The 16,139-nt window shown below is 64.5% G+C and carries 20 protein-coding genes; 9 read left to right on the top strand and 11 right to left on the bottom strand.

The genetic code is table 11. The features are described 5' to 3' along the window. Nucleotides 1–84: 84 nt before the first annotated feature. Nucleotides 85–342, bottom strand: coding sequence for a hypothetical protein (locus RAD04_RS25120; protein WP_018317917.1), 258 nt, complete (start codon nt 340–342; stop codon nt 85–87). 262 nt (nt 343–604) lie between these two features. On the opposite strand from RAD04_RS25120, the gene coaD reads away from it, so the two are divergent. From coaD to queA, 5 genes are all read left to right on the top strand, one after another. Beyond that, a complete protein-coding gene (gene coaD, locus RAD04_RS25115) occupies nt 605–1,102 on the top strand; it encodes a pantetheine-phosphate adenylyltransferase (protein ID WP_461618868.1) in 498 nt (165 codons plus the stop codon). A gap of 36 nt (nt 1,103–1,138) precedes the next feature. Continuing rightward, the gene (locus RAD04_RS25110; protein ID WP_461625902.1) at nt 1,139–1,702 is read left to right on the top strand and encodes a peptidylprolyl isomerase; all 564 of its coding nucleotides are present in this window, start codon (nt 1,139–1,141) and stop codon (nt 1,700–1,702) included. A gap of 9 nt (nt 1,703–1,711) precedes the next feature. Then, nucleotides 1,712–2,134: a hypothetical protein gene (locus RAD04_RS25105; protein WP_091963361.1), complete on the top strand. Its 423-nt coding sequence runs from the start codon at nt 1,712–1,714 to the stop codon at nt 2,132–2,134. Further along, nucleotides 2,131–2,595: a peptidylprolyl isomerase gene (locus RAD04_RS25100; RefSeq protein WP_018317921.1), complete on the top strand. Its 465-nt coding sequence runs from the start codon at nt 2,131–2,133 to the stop codon at nt 2,593–2,595. Before RAD04_RS25105 ends, RAD04_RS25100 begins: the two co-directional genes overlap by 4 nt. A 117-nt stretch (nt 2,596–2,712) precedes the next feature. Beyond that, nucleotides 2,713–3,786, top strand: coding sequence for a tRNA preQ1(34) S-adenosylmethionine ribosyltransferase-isomerase QueA (gene queA / locus RAD04_RS25095; RefSeq protein WP_461625901.1), 1,074 nt, complete (start codon nt 2,713–2,715; stop codon nt 3,784–3,786). Between the two features lie 125 nt (nt 3,787–3,911). Here queA and RAD04_RS25090 read toward each other — a convergent pair whose 3' ends face one another. The 4 genes from RAD04_RS25090 to RAD04_RS25075 all read right to left on the bottom strand — a co-directional run bounded on the left by RAD04_RS25090 (nt 3,912) and on the right by RAD04_RS25075 (nt 8,136). After that, on the bottom strand, nt 3,912–4,949 hold the full coding sequence (locus RAD04_RS25090) for an aspartate-semialdehyde dehydrogenase (RefSeq protein WP_461625900.1): 1,038 nt from the start codon (nt 4,947–4,949) through the stop codon (nt 3,912–3,914). Between the two features lie 241 nt (nt 4,950–5,190). Next, on the bottom strand, nt 5,191–5,793 hold the full coding sequence (locus RAD04_RS25085; RefSeq protein ID WP_461625899.1) for a PepSY domain-containing protein: 603 nt from the start codon (nt 5,791–5,793) through the stop codon (nt 5,191–5,193). A gap of 251 nt (nt 5,794–6,044) precedes the next feature. Then, nucleotides 6,045–6,791, bottom strand: coding sequence for a TetR/AcrR family transcriptional regulator (locus tag RAD04_RS25080; RefSeq protein ID WP_461625953.1), 747 nt, complete (start codon nt 6,789–6,791; stop codon nt 6,045–6,047). Nucleotides 6,792–6,927: 136 nt separating this feature from the next. Next, nucleotides 6,928–8,136, bottom strand: coding sequence for a patatin-like phospholipase family protein (locus RAD04_RS25075; RefSeq protein WP_461625898.1), 1,209 nt, complete (start codon nt 8,134–8,136; stop codon nt 6,928–6,930). A gap of 192 nt (nt 8,137–8,328) precedes the next feature. Between RAD04_RS25075 and tgt the strand changes: the two genes are divergently transcribed. Further along, nucleotides 8,329–9,474, top strand: coding sequence for a tRNA guanosine(34) transglycosylase Tgt (tgt, locus tag RAD04_RS25070; protein WP_461625897.1), 1,146 nt, complete (start codon nt 8,329–8,331; stop codon nt 9,472–9,474). Between the two features lie 9 nt (nt 9,475–9,483). Here the strand turns inward: tgt and RAD04_RS25065 are convergent, their stop codons facing one another. Beyond that, nucleotides 9,484–9,702, bottom strand: a complete 219-nt coding sequence (locus RAD04_RS25065; protein WP_461625896.1) for a hypothetical protein — start codon at nt 9,700–9,702, stop codon at nt 9,484–9,486. 222 nt (nt 9,703–9,924) lie between these two features. Between RAD04_RS25065 and cysK the strand changes: the two genes are divergently transcribed. Continuing rightward, nucleotides 9,925–10,902: a cysteine synthase A gene (gene cysK / locus RAD04_RS25060; RefSeq protein ID WP_461625895.1), complete on the top strand. Its 978-nt coding sequence runs from the start codon at nt 9,925–9,927 to the stop codon at nt 10,900–10,902. 3 nt (nt 10,903–10,905) lie between these two features. Then, the gene (locus RAD04_RS25055; protein WP_028144522.1) at nt 10,906–11,148 is read left to right on the top strand and encodes a BrnA antitoxin family protein; all 243 of its coding nucleotides are present in this window, start codon (nt 10,906–10,908) and stop codon (nt 11,146–11,148) included. Nucleotides 11,149–11,243: 95 nt separating this feature from the next. Here the strand turns inward: RAD04_RS25055 and RAD04_RS25050 are convergent, their stop codons facing one another. Beyond that, entirely contained in the window at nt 11,244–12,677 is a 1,434-nt protein-coding gene (locus RAD04_RS25050; protein ID WP_461625894.1) for a caspase family protein, read from the bottom strand. A 201-nt stretch (nt 12,678–12,878) separates the two neighbouring features. Continuing rightward, entirely contained in the window at nt 12,879–13,754 is an 876-nt protein-coding gene (locus RAD04_RS25045; RefSeq protein ID WP_461625893.1) for a DMT family transporter, read from the bottom strand. A gap of 162 nt (nt 13,755–13,916) precedes the next feature. On the opposite strand from RAD04_RS25045, the gene RAD04_RS25040 reads away from it, so the two are divergent. Beyond that, nucleotides 13,917–14,315, top strand: a complete 399-nt coding sequence (locus RAD04_RS25040) for a RidA family protein (protein WP_461618857.1) — start codon at nt 13,917–13,919, stop codon at nt 14,313–14,315. A 52-nt stretch (nt 14,316–14,367) separates the two neighbouring features. On the opposite strand, the gene RAD04_RS25035 is transcribed toward RAD04_RS25040, so the two are convergent. From RAD04_RS25035 to RAD04_RS25025, 3 genes are all read right to left on the bottom strand, one after another. Further along, entirely contained in the window at nt 14,368–14,913 is a 546-nt protein-coding gene (locus RAD04_RS25035) for a hypothetical protein (RefSeq protein ID WP_461625892.1), read from the bottom strand. Then, nucleotides 14,858–15,208, bottom strand: coding sequence for a hypothetical protein (locus RAD04_RS25030; RefSeq protein ID WP_461625891.1), 351 nt, complete (start codon nt 15,206–15,208; stop codon nt 14,858–14,860). The genes RAD04_RS25035 and RAD04_RS25030 overlap by 56 nt, the downstream gene beginning before the upstream one ends. A gap of 172 nt (nt 15,209–15,380) precedes the next feature. After that, entirely contained in the window at nt 15,381–15,968 is a 588-nt protein-coding gene (locus tag RAD04_RS25025) for a formyltransferase family protein (protein WP_461618854.1), read from the bottom strand. Nucleotides 15,969–16,139 lie beyond the last annotated feature (171 nt).

Genomic DNA, 16,139 nt, shown 5'->3' with positions numbered 1-16,139 from the left:
CCATTCCGGCGGGCGCGAGCAACCCAGTCTGCGACGAGACGTCGCAAAACTCCATCGGGATTATGTGACGTGAAGCTGACAGGCCTACGGGGTGCGGTTGGCGGTCACGAGGCGAGCCTCGCGGACATTCGCCTTGGTGCCGGCCTTGCGCAGGCAGGAGGCTTCGAAATTCGGCCAGGCCTGCTGCGAGCAGTCCTTGCCGATGGCGCGGATATCGAGCCGGTCGCTTTTGGCCAGCGGCTGCGGCACGCTGGCCTCGACGCTCGGGGCAAAGCCGGGCAGGAGGGTAAGGGCGGCGGCGACACACGCAGACAGAGCGATCGCTGAAAGAGCCTTGATCATTTGACAGTCCCCTGTGATGCGGCCGCCTACGCCCAGTGTGCGGCCCGTCATTCGTTGGCCGGATTAGTAACCATGGCCAGTTTCCGGACGTCTTCGCCGGCACGGGAAATGGTTTCGTGTCCGCGCCGCTTTGTTTCGTGGTCGCCCTCAGGACGAAACAAACCGGCCATCGCCGACAGGGCCCCCGGGGATATTTCGCCGGAAAATGGCTGGGGAACCGGCCCGGCTTGCCGGGCCGGGCCGGGCGCGGTAGGACGGGGCCATGCCGCGCATTGCCTTCTATCCCGGTTCCTTCGACCCCATCACCAACGGCCATCTGGACGTGGTCCGGCACAGCGTTTCCCTGTGCGACCGGCTCGTGGTCGCGATCGGGGTCCACCCCGGAAAGAAGCCGCTGTTTTCGACCGAGGAGCGGCTGCAGATGCTCCATGACGTCTGCGGGCCGGTGGCCGCCCAGGCCGGCTGCGTGCTCGAAGCCGTGACGTTTGACGATCTGTCGGTTACGGCGGCGCGCAAGCACGGTGCGACGATCATGATTCGGGGCCTGCGTGACGGCAGCGATCTCGACTACGAGATGCAGCTCGCCGGCATGAACGAGGCGATGGCGCCGGAGGTGCATACGGTCTTCCTGCCGGCCTCTCCCATGGTTCGCCCGATCACCGCCACTTTGGTGCGGCAGATCGCCGGCATGGGCGGGGACGTCTCGGCCTTCGTCCCGCCGCAGGTTGCGGCCCAGCTCAAGGCTAAATTCGCCGCATAACGGCGCGCTTCCTTTTCTCTCTGATCCGGAGTTGTCATGATCCGAATTTTTGCAGTTCTTGCCGCGCTTCTGTTCGCGGTGCCGGCGGTGGCGCAGCAATTGCCGGCCAACCTCGACAAGGCCAACGCCATCGTCATCGACACCACCAAGGGCCGCATCGTCATCAAGCTGCGCACCGATATCGCGCCCCAGCATGCCGAGCGCATCAAGCAGCTCGCGCGAGAGGGCTATTACAACAACGTGCCGTTCCATCGCGTCATGGACGGCTTCATGGCGCAGACCGGCGACGGCCAGAACTTCAACGGCACCGGCGGATCGAAATATCCGAACCTGAAGCAGGAATTCTCCAAGGTGCATTTCGCCCGCGGCATCGTCGGCATGGCCCGGCGCGGCGACAGCGTCGACAGTGCCAACTCGCAGTTCTTCATCATGTTCGCCGACGGCGGCAGCCTGGATAACCAGTACACCGTGATCGGTGAGGTCGTGCAGGGCATGGACGTCGTCGACAAGCTGAAGAAGGCTCCTCCCGGCTCGGCCGGCGGCGCCGTGACCGATCCCGACAAGATGGTCAAGGTGCAGGTCGCCTCCGACATCAAATAGGAGACGGCGATGGCGCGCTGTGGCGACAAGCTCCTGCTGGTTGCCGCCGTGCTGTTGCTCGGCGTGTCCAGTGCGGCCGCCGAGGATAGGCAGGTCAATACCATCCAGGACATCTTCCGGCATCTGCGCACTTGCTGGAAACCGCCGCCGGCCGCCAAGGCTCGCCCACTCGACATCACCGTCGTCGTGAGCTTTAACCGGTCCGGCGACATTCTGGGCCATCCGAGGATCTCCTATGAATCCGCGGAGGCCTCCGACAATGACCGGCTGCAATACCGGATCGCGGTGATGGAGGCGTTGCAACGCTGCACGCCGATGCCATTTACCGAGGCAATGGCCGGTGCCGCCGCGGGACGTCCATTTGCGATCCAGTTCCGCAGCCGCAAAACGCCTGACAAGACTTCACCTCCAACTCAAGAGAGACGAGCATGAGCGCCACCGAAAACACCCTGATCCTCGAGACCACCCAGGGCCCGGTCACCATCGAGATGCGGCCCGACCTCGCGCCCGGCCATGTCGCGCGCATCAAGGAACTGGTCCGGGAGGGCTTCTACGACGGCATCGTGTTCCACCGCGTGATCGACGGCTTCATGGCGCAGACCGGCTGCCCGCAGGGCACCGGTACCGGCGGCTCGGGCAAGAAGCTGAAGGCCGAGTTCAACAAGGAGCCGCATGTGCGCGGCACCACCTCGATGGCGCGCGCCGCCAACCCGGATTCCGGCGACAGCCAGTTCTTCATCTGCTTCGACGACGCCCGCTTCCTCGACAACCAGTACACCGTGTGGGGCAAGGTCACCGAGGGCATGGAGAACGTCGACAAGATCAAGCGCGGCGAGCCGGTGCAGAACCCCGACAAGATCGTCAAGGCGCGGATGGCGGCGGACGCTGAGTAAGTCACCCGTCATTCCGGGGCGCGCCTTGGCGCGAACCCGGAATCTCGCGCCACAATCTCGGGATTCCGGATCGCCGCGCTCGAGGCGCGGCGTCCGGAATGACAGTGCTAGCGAGACATGCGCACCGACCTGTTCGATTTCGACCTGCCCGCCGAGCGCATCGCGTTGCGCCCGGCGAGCCCGCGCGACTCCGCGAAGATGCTGGTCGTGGAGAACGGCGCGCTGCGCGACCAGACCATCGCCGATCTCGCGCAATGGCTGAAGCCGGGCGACCAGCTCGTCGTCAACGACACCAAGGTGATCGCGGCGCAATTGAAGGGCCGCCGCATCGGCCGCGAGACCGAGCCCAGAATCGAGGCGACCCTGATCAAGCGGCTCGACGGCTCGCGCTGGCAGGCGCTGGTGAAGCCCGCGAAGAAGCTCACAGCCGGTGACCGCATCCGCTTCGGCAATGAAGGCAAGGTCTGCCTGCTCGGCCATCTCGATGCCGAGGTCGAGGCCAAGGGCCTCGAGGGCGAGGTCACGTTGTCGTTCTCGTTCCACGGGCCCGCGCTCGACCAGGCCATCGACGATCTCGGCAGCCCGCCGCTGCCGCCCTACATCGCCTCCAAGCGCACGCCCGACGATCAGGACCTCGCCGACTACCAGACCATGTTCGCCGTGAACGAAGGCGCCGTCGCAGCGCCCACCGCGGGACTGCACTTCACCCCGGCGCTGGAGCAGGCGCTGCGCGCGCGTGGCGTCGGCATCAACCAGGTCACGCTGCATGTCGGGGCAGGGACGTTCCTGCCGGTGAAGGTGGACGACACCGAAGGCCACAAGATGCATGCCGAGTGGGGCACGATCTCGGTCGAGACGGCGGAGCGCCTCAACAGCGCGCGGAAGAATGGTGGCCGCATCATCGCCGTCGGCACCACGTCATTGCGCTTGCTCGAGAGCGCGGCGAGCGAAGACGGCACCATCCAGCCCTTCGCGGCCGAGACCTCGATCTTCATCACGCCCGGCTATCGCTTCCGCGCGGTCGATATTTTGATGACGAATTTCCATTTGCCGAAGTCGACGCTGTTCATGCTGGTGTCGGCGTTTTCGGGGCTGGAGACGATGAAGCAGGCGTATGCTCATGCGATTGCGCGCGGGTATCGGTTCTATTCGTATGGCGATGCGTGCTTGTTGTTTCGGGCAGAGCCGTAGGGTGGGTTAGATTAGCCCGCGGCTACGCGAAGCGTAGTGAGCTGGCGTAACCCACCACTTCTCTACCCGAGCGGACAGGAAAGAGGTGGATTACGCCTTACGGCTAATCCACCCTCCACCTTCCGTTACGCCATCACCCGCTGCGGCAACAGCTCCGCGATCTGAACCGCATTCAGCGCAGCGCCCTTGAGCAGCTGATCCGCCGCCACGAACATCGAGATCGAATGCCCGGAGGGATCGCTGAGATCCTTGCGGATGCGGCCGACCAGGACGTCGTCCTGGCCCGAGGCGTCGATCGGCATCGGGAAGTAGTTCTTGACGCGATCGTCGACGACCTTCACGCCGGGCGCCTGCGCCATGATGGCGCGGACCTGGTCCTCGGTGATCTCCTTCTCGCATTCGAAGGTGATGGCCTCGCAATGGGCGCGCAGCACCGGCACGCGCACGCAGGTGACGCCGATCGCGATCTTCTCGTCCTCGAAGATCTTGCGGGTTTCTATGATGACCTTGGTCTCTTCGTCGTTGTAGCCGGTGTCAGGGTCGACGGCGGTGTTGTGGTTGAAGAGGTTGAAGGCGTAGGGGTGCGGCATCACCTTCGGCGTATAGACCTGCCCGTTGAGATTGGCGCGGGTGGATTCGACCAGTTCCTCCATCGCGGCGGCGCCGGCGCCGCTAGCGGCCTGGTAGGTCGAGATGATCACGCGCTTGATGCGGTTCTTCTGGTGGATCGGCCACAGCGGCACCAGTGCGGTGATCGCGGCGCAGTTCGGGTTGGCGATAATGCCCTTGTGGTCACGGATGCGGTTCGCGTTGATCTCGGGGATCACCAGCGGCACGTTCGGGTCCATGCGGAAGGCGGAGGAGTTGTCGACTACGACCGCGCCGGACTTAACCGCGATCGGCGCATACTTCTTGGAGATGCTGCCGCCGGCGGAGAACAGGGCGATATCGACGCCTTCGAAGGAGCGTTCGGTCAGCTCCTCGATCACGACCGGCTGGCCGCGGAACGACACCGTCTTGCCGGCCGAGCGGGCGCTGGCCAGCGCCTTGAGCTTGCCGACGCGAAAGCCGCGCTTGTCCATGGTGGCGATGAATTCGGCGCCCACCGCACCGGTGACGCCGACAATCGCGACGACTGGATCGTTACTCACTTTGTCCTCCATTGCATTTCGGTTGAGCTGAGATTTAGGCAACAAAAAAGCCCCGGACCATCGAGGGCGGGGCTTCGGTAGAGCTGATGCGTTTTAGTCGACGACTACGCGCGCACGCCTCCCCGGGCCCCTGAGGCCGTGGTGGTTTTGGTCGTGCGTTTGGTGGTCGTGAACATGGCGGCGACTTATGCGGGAGAGTTTTGCGCCCGTCAATGGCTTTTCACCACGGTCGATGCCCGGGGCCGGACTACCTCTATTTCGCCTTGGCACCCGGCGGCTCGAGGGTGACCTCCTTGAGGTCGTCGCCGCTGACGACGACGATCGAAAAGTTCAGCCGGCCGCGTTCGCGCACCAAGCCGCCGCTGATCGCCTTGCCCGAGGCGGCGCGTTCGGCGACGCGCACGGCATCGGCGAGGCGGTGCCTGATCGCACCGAGCGCTGCGAGGTTGTCGCGGTCCTCGTGGTCGAGCTCAGTGAGGGGGAGGGCGGCTTCGCCGCCGACGAGCTCGCCGGTCGTAGCATTGATGGTGTGGCGCCAGATCCGGTCGTTGTGCAGGGTCTTCACCCGATACACCGGCACGCGGGCGGCCCCGTCAAAACTCACATCCGCCGTGGTTGCGCCGGCGTGCCGGGCTTCGGCGATCGACATGGCCTGGCTGATCGAGATCGACGAGCTGCGGAAACGCTCGATCTCACGGCTGACGGCTTGGCGGTCGGCCTCGGCATCACCATCTGTGTCGCTGTGAAGGGCGGTCGGCGTACCCGCGGTCACGATCGCCCGCGCAGGCGCGGCGATGAGCAGCGCAGGCAAGGCGATCGCAAGCAATCGCGAGGTCCATCGTTTGGCTGTCGTCATGCTCGAAACCCTCGGCCAGCGAGTGTGCCGGATGATCGTAAAGAATTCGCGGCCGGCCTTGGGCATCGGCCGGCCGCGGAGCGCTGCACCGGGCTGTACCCGGTACGGCGATCTCAGCGGTACGGGCCACTTTTGGGGCTGGTGAAAAAGGCGGTCCGTATCGCTTATAACTAAACCATACCGTATCGTTTTATTTTGGTCAACGGCGCCGGCGGTTTCCCATGGGGAAAGCGCGCAATCTCACGGAATTGTCAGCGCGGGGCGCGTCGCCGCGACGAGCCTTTGGTGGTGCTTTGGACGCGGTCGACAGGTCCTAGCGCACCGGCCAGGAACAGCTTGATGGCCGTGCGCATCCGCTTTTCGGCGACCTTCAATTCGAGCGCCATCCCGAACGTCGCCATGCGGTGGGTGTGACCGACGACGACGTCGAGGAACACTTCCGCCGCGATGTCGGTGTCCTCGACGTCGAGCGCACCTTGCGCCACAAGACGGTCGAAGAAGCGCGCCGTGGTGGCGACGGCTTTCATCCAGCCTTCCTCCTTGCCGAGCTTGGCGACGTCGGGGAAGTTGATGGCCTGCGACGTCATCATGCGGCTGAAGGCGACGGCGTCGGGTCCGCAGGTGAATGTCAGCATCTCGCGCCCGATCTCGACCAGGCGTTGCTCGACCGAGATGTCGGAGGCGCTGGAGAGCTGCGTCTCGGCGGCGGCCGACAATGGCGCAAGCCAGCGGTCGATCTCGCGCCTCAACACGGCGGCAAACAGCCCGCGCTTGTCGCCGTAGCGGGAATAGACCGTGGGCTTGCTGACCCGGGCCGCTTCGGCGACCGCGTCGAGCGAGGTGGCGTCGAAGCCGCGGTCCAGGAACAGGCGGGTGGCGACCTCGATCAGCCGCTGGTCGCGCTCGATGGCGGCGGTCTTCGTCGGTCGGCCGCCGCGGGATTTCGGCACCTCGCGCCGCGGCGATGCTGGTCTCGTCCTGGTCGCAGTCAATCCCATGCCCAATGATTCCTGCGCGTTTCTGACAGTCGTCATTCGCTCTATATCGCGCAGGAGGGGAGGCGTCATCGCGAATCTGGCCGAATTGGCCGTATCGTCAACGGTTTCGGCAGGGCCTCGTTCCGTCTCGGGAAGCTCACGGCACCGTCGAGCTCCAGGCCCGACCGGCAGCGGCCTTGTCATATCCGTATTGGTAGAGCGCCCGCATATAGGCGGTGTCGAACCCTTCCGACGGCGGCGCCGGATACTCGCGCGCGATGTAGGAGAGGTGGAAGCCGAGGCGGTTGCGTTTGGCGAAATCATAGGTCGAGAAAATGATCGAGCGCGTCTGCGACTGGGTGATCGCCGACAGGCTGCGCGAGGCGACATCGATGGTGCCGTTGGAGACCAGCTCGAAATTGCGTTCGATCTTCTTGTTGACGAGGATGTAGATGTCCATCTTCGCGTTGCCGGGCAGGCGGTTGCCCTGGAAAAGCAGGGCTTCCGGCAGCGTCAGCACCGGCGCGGTCACGCCGCCGTCGACATGCATCTCCTGAAACTTGCGGCCCTGGCCCTCGGCGTCGATCATGATCGGCGGAAACACCAGGGGGATGCTGGCGGAGGCCGCCATCACGTCGCGAAACAGCTTGAGCGCCTCGGGCGTGCCGACCGCGGCGATCTTGCCCATGTCCCAGATCGCGGTGCGCTGGGTGTCGAGATCGGTCGTCACCACCAGGAGCTTTCGGCCCTTGGCATTCTCGCGCGCGACTTGCGCCATGATCTCCGGCCCGACATAGCGGGCGACGAGCTCGCGCAGCCTCGTGTTGCCGAACAGGCCGGATCCGAACAGCACGCGCATGATGCTGGGATCGTTCAACAGGGTCTCGGCGATGCCGCTGGTATAGACCTCCTTCAGCGTGTCGTCGTATTGCGAGCCCAGAAACGCAAACGGCGCGATCAGGCCGCCGGTGCTCACGCCCGAGACGACGGAGAAGGTGGGACGGGTTCTGGCCGCGGTCCAGCCGTTGAGCACGCCGACGCCGTAGGCGCCATCGGCGCCGCCGCCGGAGAGCGCCAGATAGGACTTCGTCGCGGTGCTGGTGTCCTTCTCGAAGCTGAATTTCGTGATGGGCTCGTCGGCGTAGCGCCTGAGGCCGTCGATCTCGAGCACGCGCGAGGTGCTGGCTTCCGCGGCCGTATAAGGCGTGCGGGGCAGCGAGGTACAGGCGCCGAGCACCAGGCTGCACGCCAGGAGCAGAAATCCGGCCAGGCGGCCGCCTGTCTGCCTGATCCAGTCACGCGAGCGGCCGGCGACATCAGTCGAATAGGAAGCGAAGGGCATTGTCGGTGGCTGGCGATCACGCATTTACCGCCGCCGGCAAATTTGCCGCGGCATCTCGTCCAGCCCCCAAGATAAAACTACACTGTATCGTTTTGTTTAACAAGGGTGGCGACGCCGATATTCGCGCCCATTTGTGTCCCAGTCCGAGGCAATAGCCGGCTGCGGGGTGCGGCGGGTGGGTTGATCGGTCTTCGCCGACACGCAATAAGCACCGCCATGAATCCGGACCATGATCTTCCCAATCACTTTGAATTGCTCGGCACTGATGGCGCCGCGCGGACCGGGCGCCTGACCACGCCTCACGGCGTGGTGCGCACGCCCGCCTTCATGCCGGTCGGCACCGCCGGTGCCATGAAGGGCATGCACTGGCGCGAGGTGCGCGATGCCGGCGCCGACATCGTGCTCGGCAACACCTATCACCTGATGCTGCGTCCGAGCGCCGAGCGGATCGCAGCCCTTGGCGGCTTGCAGAGGTTCACCGGCTGGAACGGGCCGATGCTGACGGATTCCGGCGGCTTCCAGGTGATGTCGCTGTCGGACTTGCGGAAGGTCACCGAGAATGCCGTCACCTTCCGCTCGCATATCGACGGTGCCAAGGTGGAGTTGTCGCCGGAGCGCTCGATCGAGGTGCAGCGCTTGCTCGGCTCCGACATCGCCATGCAGATGGACGAATGCGTGCGGCTGCCGGCCGAGCGCGCCGACATCGAGCGCGCGATGCAATTGTCGCTGCGCTGGGCCGAGCGAAGCAAGCGCGCCTTCGAGAGCGCGCCCGACGGCTACATGCTGTTCGGCATCGTGCAGGGCGGCGACATCCCGCAGCTTCGCCATGAGAGCGCCCAAGGTCTCGTCGCGACCGGTTTCCACGGCTATGCAATCGGCGGCCTTGCCGTCGGCGAGCCGCAGGAGGTGATGCTGGCGATGATCGACGAGACCGCACCCTTGCTGCCGAAACAGCGCCCGCGCTATCTGATGGGCGTCGGCACGCCCGACGACATCCTCGAAGCTGTCAAGCGCGGCATCGACATGTTCGATTGCGTGATGCCGACGCGCAATGGCCGGCACGGCGTCGCCTTCACGCGCTTCGGCCAGGTGAATTTGCGCAATGCGCGCCACGCCGACGATCCGCGTCCGCTGGATGAGGAGAGCTCATGGCCGTCGGCGCGCAACTACGCGCGCGCCTATCTGCACCATCTCGTCAAGGCGGGCGAGACGCTGGGGGCGATGCTGCTGTCTGAAATCAATATCGCTTACTACCAGTTCCTGATGCAGGGCATCAGGGACGCGATCGCGCAGGGAAGGTTCGACGAGTTCTATCAGCGTACGCGCGCGGACTGGGCGAGGGGCGATATCGCCCCGCGCTAGGCAACTGCGCTAGTTGCACATGAACCGACGCTTCACGGCGTGCTTGGTGACGAAGCCGTAGCCGCAATTGTCGCAGGTCCAGAGATAGCTGATGAAGTGGTCGGAGACGTAGGCGGATGCTTCGGCGGCGACCATGGAATCGGCGCAGACGGGACAGGTCGGCAACTCGCTGCAACGCGGATCACGCCTTAGCGCTACGGTCGACATCACTTCAGCAACTGCTGACATCGTGTGACCTCCCTGCTTTGAGACCTAAGTCTAACATAAGCAAAATCAGTTGACGAGGTCGCAACACAAATGCGTTGGTTTTCTGCTAATTAAAGCTCACGCGATTTTGCGATGCAGCGTATTTAACATGTGCCGCAATTGTCGCTTGCGTGTCGTCGCAGGCTATCCGTAACTGCGCATGAGCCGCGTAAGAAGCGCAAATGTCGTCACAGGGAGTTCATCATGGACGCATCGTCCACCACGGGTGCAGCGCACCAACCCGGCCGCGGCCGGATCTATGACTCGATCGTCGATGCCTTCGGCAATACTCCGACTGTGCGCTTGCGCCGGCTGCCCGGCATGCACGATGTGAATGCCACGATTTTGGCAAAACTTGAATATTTCAATCCGGCCGCAAGCGTGAAGGACCGCATCGGCGCGGCCATGATCATCGCGATGGAGAAGGCGGGCATCGTCAAACCCGACACCGTGCTGATCGAGCCGACCTCCGGCAATACCGGCATTGCGCTCGCCTTCGTGGCGGCTTCGCGCGGCTACCGCCTCAAGCTGGTGATGCCGGAATCGATGTCGATCGAGCGGCGCAAGATGCTGGCATTTCTCGGTGCCGAGCTGGTGCTGACGCCGGCGGCGCAGGGCATGAAAGGCGCGATCGCCGCCGCCGAGGAGCTGTTGAAGACGACGCCGAACTCGGTGATGCCGCAGCAGTTCAAGAACCTCGCCAATCCCGAGGTGCACCGCCGCACCACCGCGGAGGAGATATGGAACGACACCGGCGGCAATATCGATTTCTTCGTGGCCGGCGTTGGCACCGGCGGCACGATCACCGGCGTCGGCCAGGTGCTCAAGCCGCGCAAGGCCTCACTGCGCGTGGTCGCGGTCGAGCCGGAGGAAAGCCCGGTGCTGTCAGGCGGACAGCATACGCCGCACAAGATCCAGGGCATCGGCGCCGGCTTCGTCCCTGACATCCTCGATCGCGCGGTGATCGACGAGATCGTGAAGATCAACTCGACGACGGCGATCGAGACCTCGCGCGCGCTGGCGCGGCATGAGGGCATTCCGGGCGGCATCTCCTCGGGCGCGGCGATCGCGGCCGCGCTCCAGATCGGCAAGCGCCCGGAAGCGGCGGGAAAGACCATCCTGGCGATCGTGCCGTCCTTCTCCGAGCGGTATCTTTCGACAGCGCTGTTTGAGGGAATCTAGGACATGGCGGATCAACCCCCGAGGCGGCCGCGGACACTCGGCGATGCCAGGACCGAGGCCGAGGCGGCGTTCAAGAAGGTGACGGCCAAGGTCGCCGCGGCGCCGCCGAAGCCGAACGTAGCACCGGGAATCAAGGAGCAGGTGACGCTGCGCATCGATCAGGACGTGCTGGAGTTCTTCCAGGAGGGCGGCCCCGGCTGGCAGGACCGCATCAACGAGGCGTTGCGCAAAGCCGCGGGGAAGTAGCCAACCTCGCAATGACGGAGCATGCTGCGACACCGTCGCACCAAAGAAAAAGCCCGGCGCGAGCCGGGCTTTTGTGTTTTCAATCTCACCGCATCTCAGCGGCGGAACATGCCGCCCATCATGCCACCGACGACGCCACCCACGAACGCCGCGCCGGCGGCATCGCCGGGATTGCTGCGCTGGGGAGCCGGTGCCGGTGCCGGTGCGCTGCTGCCTGCGGGCGCGGCGGCACGGCGGGCCGCCTTCTGGCTGGTGTCGCTCGCGGTCGGCGGGGCGGCCTGGACCTCCGAGATCAGGGCCTTGTGCTGGTGCTTGTTGAGGTAACCCGAAGAGGGATAGCCGCGCGCGGCCTGCCAGCGCTTGAGCACGGTCCGGGTCTCATCGCTGAACACGCCGGTCTGCTTGGTATCGAAGCCGAGCCCGGTGAGACGACGTTGCACGTCGCGGCGCTGGGTCTTGTCGAGGCCGATCTGATCCTCCGTGAGCTGGGTGGCTTCGTCGGTGAAGGTCGCGGGATCGACGCCGGCGTTGAGGGTGCGCGTCGCGGTCGAGGGGCCGCTCTTGATGGCCGCGAGGCGTGCCAGCGCCAGCGCCTTGAACTGACCGTTCGGATAAGCGGAGAGATAGGCGTTGAGCTCTTCCGGCTTGTTGGACTCTTTCACCGAGCGCCAATATTCGAGCTCGACGCCATCCGAGCTGCCGCTCGCCGCCGGCACGATGCCGGAAGCGGTCGGCGCCGCGTTGGCGACCTGGGTTGTCGGAGCCTGGTTGAGATAGACCGAGCCGGTCAGGTTGGTGTGGCCCCAGGGCAGCTGACCCTTGCGGGTCTCTTCATTGACCTGGGCGCGCACCGACGTCATCGCCTGCTGGATCTCGATGCCGGGCTTGGTGATGTTGTCGATCAGCGCACGGGTGAACGGGCTGTTGTTGCCCTCCTGGCCGTCGAGCGCGGTCTGGCCGGGGCCGGTGGCGAACGCGATGAGAGTGCCTTCGCCGGATTTCATCTCGGCGAGACCGCTCTGCACGTTGACGCTGCGCGTCGCGGAGTTCGACTTGATCTTGGCGGCGAACGGATTGTCGCGGCAGGCGTCGAGGAAGACTAGCTTGACCTTGGCATCGCCCATGGTCTGCTCGAGGGTCAGGTCGATGTTGATGGCGGCGCCCAGCTTGACGTCCATCTCCGACTTGATGTCGGCGTCGACGGGCAGCAGGTAATTGGTGCCGCTGACGGCGATGCCGTGACCGGCATAATAGAACAGCGCGATATCGGAGCCCTGCGCCTTGCGCCCGAAGTCGAGCAGCTTCTCCGTCATCTGGTCGCGGCTGAGATTGGATCCTTCGATCACCTCGAAGCCGACATTGCGCAGCGTCGACGCCATCGCCTTGGCGTCGATCGGCGGGTTCGGCAATTGTGCGACGTTCTTGTAGGAGCCGTTGCCGACGACGAAGGCGACACGACGGTCGGCCTTCGCGGCACTGACCGACAGTGCCACGCACATGAGCGAAGCGAGGAGGGTGAGATAGCGCATTCTGAAATCCCCAGAATCGAATTGCAGGCAGCAACGAATTGGCAACGAACCTACACGAAGTGCCCGACTTCGCGCCACCGAAACGGCGGTCCGTTGCGTGCAACCCGCCGCTGTGTGGCCGAATGTGCACGATGGGAATGCTTCCCAACGTGATCCAAATCACACGGCCGCTTTGTTTTGTCGCGCGAGGCTGCGCGAGGTTCACCGCGCGCGGGCAGGAACCGCTGAGGCCGGCTTCAAATTCAGGAGATTGCCGCACAGGATCAGCACAGCGCCGAGCACGGTCCAGGCGTCGAGCCGCTCGGAATACAGCAGCCAGCCGGCCGTCGCAGTCAGTGGAACCCGGAGGAAGTCCATGGGAACCACGATCGTTGCGTCGGCATGTCGGAGCGCGCTGGCAAGGCAATAGTGCGAGAAAGTGCCGCAGACACCGATGACGAAGAGCCATCCCCAAAGGTAGGCTGACGGCCAGGTCCAGACGGCGAATGTCGGCAGCAGGCCCACGACCATCTGCACGATGATCATCCAGAACAGGATCGACAAGGCGCTCTCGGTCCTGGTCAGCGACTTCGCCAGGATCATCGAGACGCTGAAGCCGATTGCAGCCCCGAGCGCGATCAGTTGGCCCGGATTGATCTCGCTGGTGGCGGGCCGCACGATCATGACGACGCCGACGATACCGAGCGCGACGGCGGCGATCTTCCAGACCGTCATGCGTTCAGACAGGAACGTTGCGGCCAGCACCGCAGTCCAGATCGGCATGGTGAACTCGATCGCCACGACCTGCCCGATTCCGATCAGCGTCAGTGCGTAGAACCAGCCGAGCTGCGCGAAATAGTGGACCCCATTGCGTGCAAGGTGCTGCGGCAGGCGTTTGGTCGCGACCGACTTGAAGCCGCCGGCGCGGTAGATGAGCGGCAGGAGCAGCGTGAGACCGATCACCGAACGCACTTCCATGATCTGGAAGACGTTGAGCTCGCGCGTGGTCTCGCGCCCGGCAACCGCCATGACCAGCATCAGCGACAGCCAGCCGGCCATCCACAATGCAGCCATCGTTTTGGACGGTGTCGCGCTCATTGGGCAGGGGTTTGGGGGCAGGGTGCTGGTGGATGGAATGTGAAAGGACGGCCGGTATCGACGACATCGCCGCCGTTTGCAACGGCCAAATCTGCGGATGCAGCGATGCAGCGCGATGTGCTAAGGCATCAACGAACAACAAGAAAAGGGAGATCTTCGCTCATGCAAATCTTGCAGCCGGCCGACTGGAAGAAGCCGCGCGGTTTTTCTCATGGCGTCGTGACGGAAGGGCCGGGCCGCTGGGTGGTTCTGGCCGGCCAGACCGGCGGCGATGAGGCCGGCAATTACGCGCCCGACATGGCGGCGCAGGTCGCGACCGCGCTGAAGCGGATCATCAAGCTTCTGGCCGAGGCCGGCGCCGGCCCCGAGCACATCGTCCGCCTGACCTGGTACCTGACCAGCCGCAGCGAATATGAAGCAGCCGGTGCCGGTATCGGCGCCGCCTGGAAGGAAACGCTCGGACGCAATTTCCCGCCTTCGACGCTGCTCTATATCGGCGGCCTCGTGGACGAGCGGGCCAAGGTCGAGATCGAGGTCACGGCGTTCGTGCCCGGCGCATAAAAAAATCGACCCGGCGCGCTCGCCGGATCGACTGCCGTGTCACTCTACGGTCTTACTTCGACAGCGAGATATTGGCGCCGCGGAACTGGCTGTCCGCGCGGATCGAGACGTTCTGCTTGTTGCCGGACGTCTTCAGCGAGAGGTTGGCGTTGAAGCCGGCGGTCGAGGCGACGAGCTCGTAGTTTCCGCCGGCACCGCGGCCCTGAAGCGAGCCAGAGATGTTGCGGCTGGCTTCGGACCAGCTGCCGGCGATCGCGCCGCCTTCAGCCTTGACGTTGGCTCCGAGGTTGAACTTGTAGGCGTCGCTGGCGCAGGTCAGCGACATCTCCATGGTCGGTCCGATCGGGGCGTATTTGGCCCGGCAGCGGATCCGCTCGGTCGAGCCGTCGTCCAGGGTGACGACGCCGCCGCCGCTCCAGGTACCTGCCAGCGCCGCGAAGGGGCCCGCCTGGGCCATGCTTTCGGTGTTGGCGATTGCTGCCGCAAACAAAACGGCGGCCGCGATCAGCAGCCGCCGGTTCCGGGCGCGAGCCTCAATTGGTTTATTGGCGCGATGCTTCCCACCGCCCGCTGCACGGTATGCCTGCAGATGCTCCATTCCACTTCCCCGATCCGGCGTTGCCGCTGAGTTGACCGTTGGCATATGCACCATTGATCGAAACTTTCACAAGTCCCCCGCTGCCGATGGTGCCGGAAACGTTAGCGCCGGGCGCGGTGATCCGGCCGTCGGCAACCGTCAGCATGGAGCTTGCGGTCGGCTCGCAGGTGCCGCTCTTGGTGACGATGACGACCTGCCAGTTGCCGTCATAGGGGCTCTGGGCGAGGGCGGGAGCGGCGAGGGTGCCGGTCAAAACTGAAGCGGTACAGAACGCCGCGATGCGACCAAAACGCATGAATTCCGTCCTTGAATTTGTCTGATATGCTGACGCTTATTCGGACGAAATGTGACGGAAATTTGTTGCAATGCCAAATCGAAAATTGTTCCTGTGGAAACAATGGTTTATTTGCGTTCCCGATTCCGATTTTCTAAGCGGAATCAAGGCCCCTTCACATTAAGGGTAAACGTCAGGAGAGACTCGGTGCAGAGGTGGCGAACTGCTCGTCCTGAGTCTTGGACGGCAGCGCCTTGTGGACCTTGGCATAATCGATCACGTCGGCCAGCAATTTAAGGCCGAGCGGAGCGAGCGCGCGCTCCCAGAGCTCGCGGGCGGTCTCGCCCTTCTTCACGAAGCACCAGTCCTGGGCGGCGATGGCGCCGGCGTCCATGCGATCGGCGAGATGATAGATCGTGCCGCCGGCGATCGGATCGCCTTCCTTGATAGTCCATTCCACGGCGGCCTTGCCGCGATGGCGTGGCAGCAGCGAGGGGTGATAGCCGATCCCGCCGAACTTGGCGGCGGCGAGCGCGTCCTTGCCGATCCGGGCGTGGCTGTGCGCCGTGATGATCAGGTCGGTATCGGGGGCAATCTCCGAGGCTACCACCAGCTTCGGATTGGCCTGGACCGCGACCTCGATGCCGGCCGCCTTGGCGGTCGCGGCGAGCCGATCCTCGGCATCGGCGACGACGACCCGGACGACCGAGACGCTGTGCTCCCGGAGCATGTTCAGGGTGGTCACGCCGAAATGGCGGGAGCCGACGAGGGTAATGCGCATGGGTGTCCGATCCGGTCTCGCAACTGCGTCATCCCCCGATAACACGTCCGGACGCCCTGTCACCACCCGCGCAGCGTTTGCGCCGGTTATCAACAATCTGCCGGCGCGGGCGCGACGGATTTCGCGATTGCGCAGGCTACCGTTCCAGTGCTCCATACCTGCATTGCACGG

Source organism: Bradyrhizobium sp. 25ACV, from assembly GCF_054863005.1.
Note: the sequence above shows the minus strand (reverse complement) of the source record. Positions and strands in the feature narration are given on the sequence as shown.

Bases quoted from the DNA above. Each gene is read 5' to 3' on its own strand.
- RAD04_RS25120 (WP_018317917.1), bottom strand. From the start codon at position 342: ATGATCAAGGCTCTTTCAGCGATCGCTCTGTCTGCGTGTGTCGCCGCC.
- coaD (WP_461618868.1), top strand. From the start codon at position 605: ATGCCGCGCATTGCCTTCTATCCCGGTTCCTTCGACCCCATCACCAAC.
- RAD04_RS25110 (WP_461625902.1), top strand. From the start codon at position 1,139: ATGATCCGAATTTTTGCAGTTCTTGCCGCGCTTCTGTTCGCGGTGCCG.
- RAD04_RS25105 (WP_091963361.1), top strand. From the start codon at position 1,712: ATGGCGCGCTGTGGCGACAAGCTCCTGCTGGTTGCCGCCGTGCTGTTG.
- RAD04_RS25100 (WP_018317921.1), top strand. From the start codon at position 2,131: ATGAGCGCCACCGAAAACACCCTGATCCTCGAGACCACCCAGGGCCCG.
- queA (WP_461625901.1), top strand. From the start codon at position 2,713: ATGCGCACCGACCTGTTCGATTTCGACCTGCCCGCCGAGCGCATCGCG.
- RAD04_RS25090 (WP_461625900.1), bottom strand. From the start codon at position 4,949: ATGGAGGACAAAGTGAGTAACGATCCAGTCGTCGCGATTGTCGGCGTC.
- RAD04_RS25085 (WP_461625899.1), bottom strand. From the start codon at position 5,793: ATGACGACAGCCAAACGATGGACCTCGCGATTGCTTGCGATCGCCTTG.
- RAD04_RS25080 (WP_461625953.1), bottom strand. From the start codon at position 6,791: ATGGGATTGACTGCGACCAGGACGAGACCAGCATCGCCGCGGCGCGAG.
- RAD04_RS25075 (WP_461625898.1), bottom strand. From the start codon at position 8,136: ATGCGTGATCGCCAGCCACCGACAATGCCCTTCGCTTCCTATTCGACT.
- tgt (WP_461625897.1), top strand. From the start codon at position 8,329: ATGAATCCGGACCATGATCTTCCCAATCACTTTGAATTGCTCGGCACT.
- RAD04_RS25065 (WP_461625896.1), bottom strand. From the start codon at position 9,702: ATGTCAGCAGTTGCTGAAGTGATGTCGACCGTAGCGCTAAGGCGTGAT.
- cysK (WP_461625895.1), top strand. From the start codon at position 9,925: ATGGACGCATCGTCCACCACGGGTGCAGCGCACCAACCCGGCCGCGGC.
- RAD04_RS25055 (WP_028144522.1), top strand. From the start codon at position 10,906: ATGGCGGATCAACCCCCGAGGCGGCCGCGGACACTCGGCGATGCCAGG.
- RAD04_RS25050 (WP_461625894.1), bottom strand. From the start codon at position 12,677: ATGCGCTATCTCACCCTCCTCGCTTCGCTCATGTGCGTGGCACTGTCG.
- RAD04_RS25045 (WP_461625893.1), bottom strand. From the start codon at position 13,754: ATGAGCGCGACACCGTCCAAAACGATGGCTGCATTGTGGATGGCCGGC.
- RAD04_RS25040 (WP_461618857.1), top strand. From the start codon at position 13,917: ATGCAAATCTTGCAGCCGGCCGACTGGAAGAAGCCGCGCGGTTTTTCT.
- RAD04_RS25035 (WP_461625892.1), bottom strand. From the start codon at position 14,913: ATGGAGCATCTGCAGGCATACCGTGCAGCGGGCGGTGGGAAGCATCGC.
- RAD04_RS25030 (WP_461625891.1), bottom strand. From the start codon at position 15,208: ATGCGTTTTGGTCGCATCGCGGCGTTCTGTACCGCTTCAGTTTTGACC.
- RAD04_RS25025 (WP_461618854.1), bottom strand. From the start codon at position 15,968: ATGCGCATTACCCTCGTCGGCTCCCGCCATTTCGGCGTGACCACCCTG.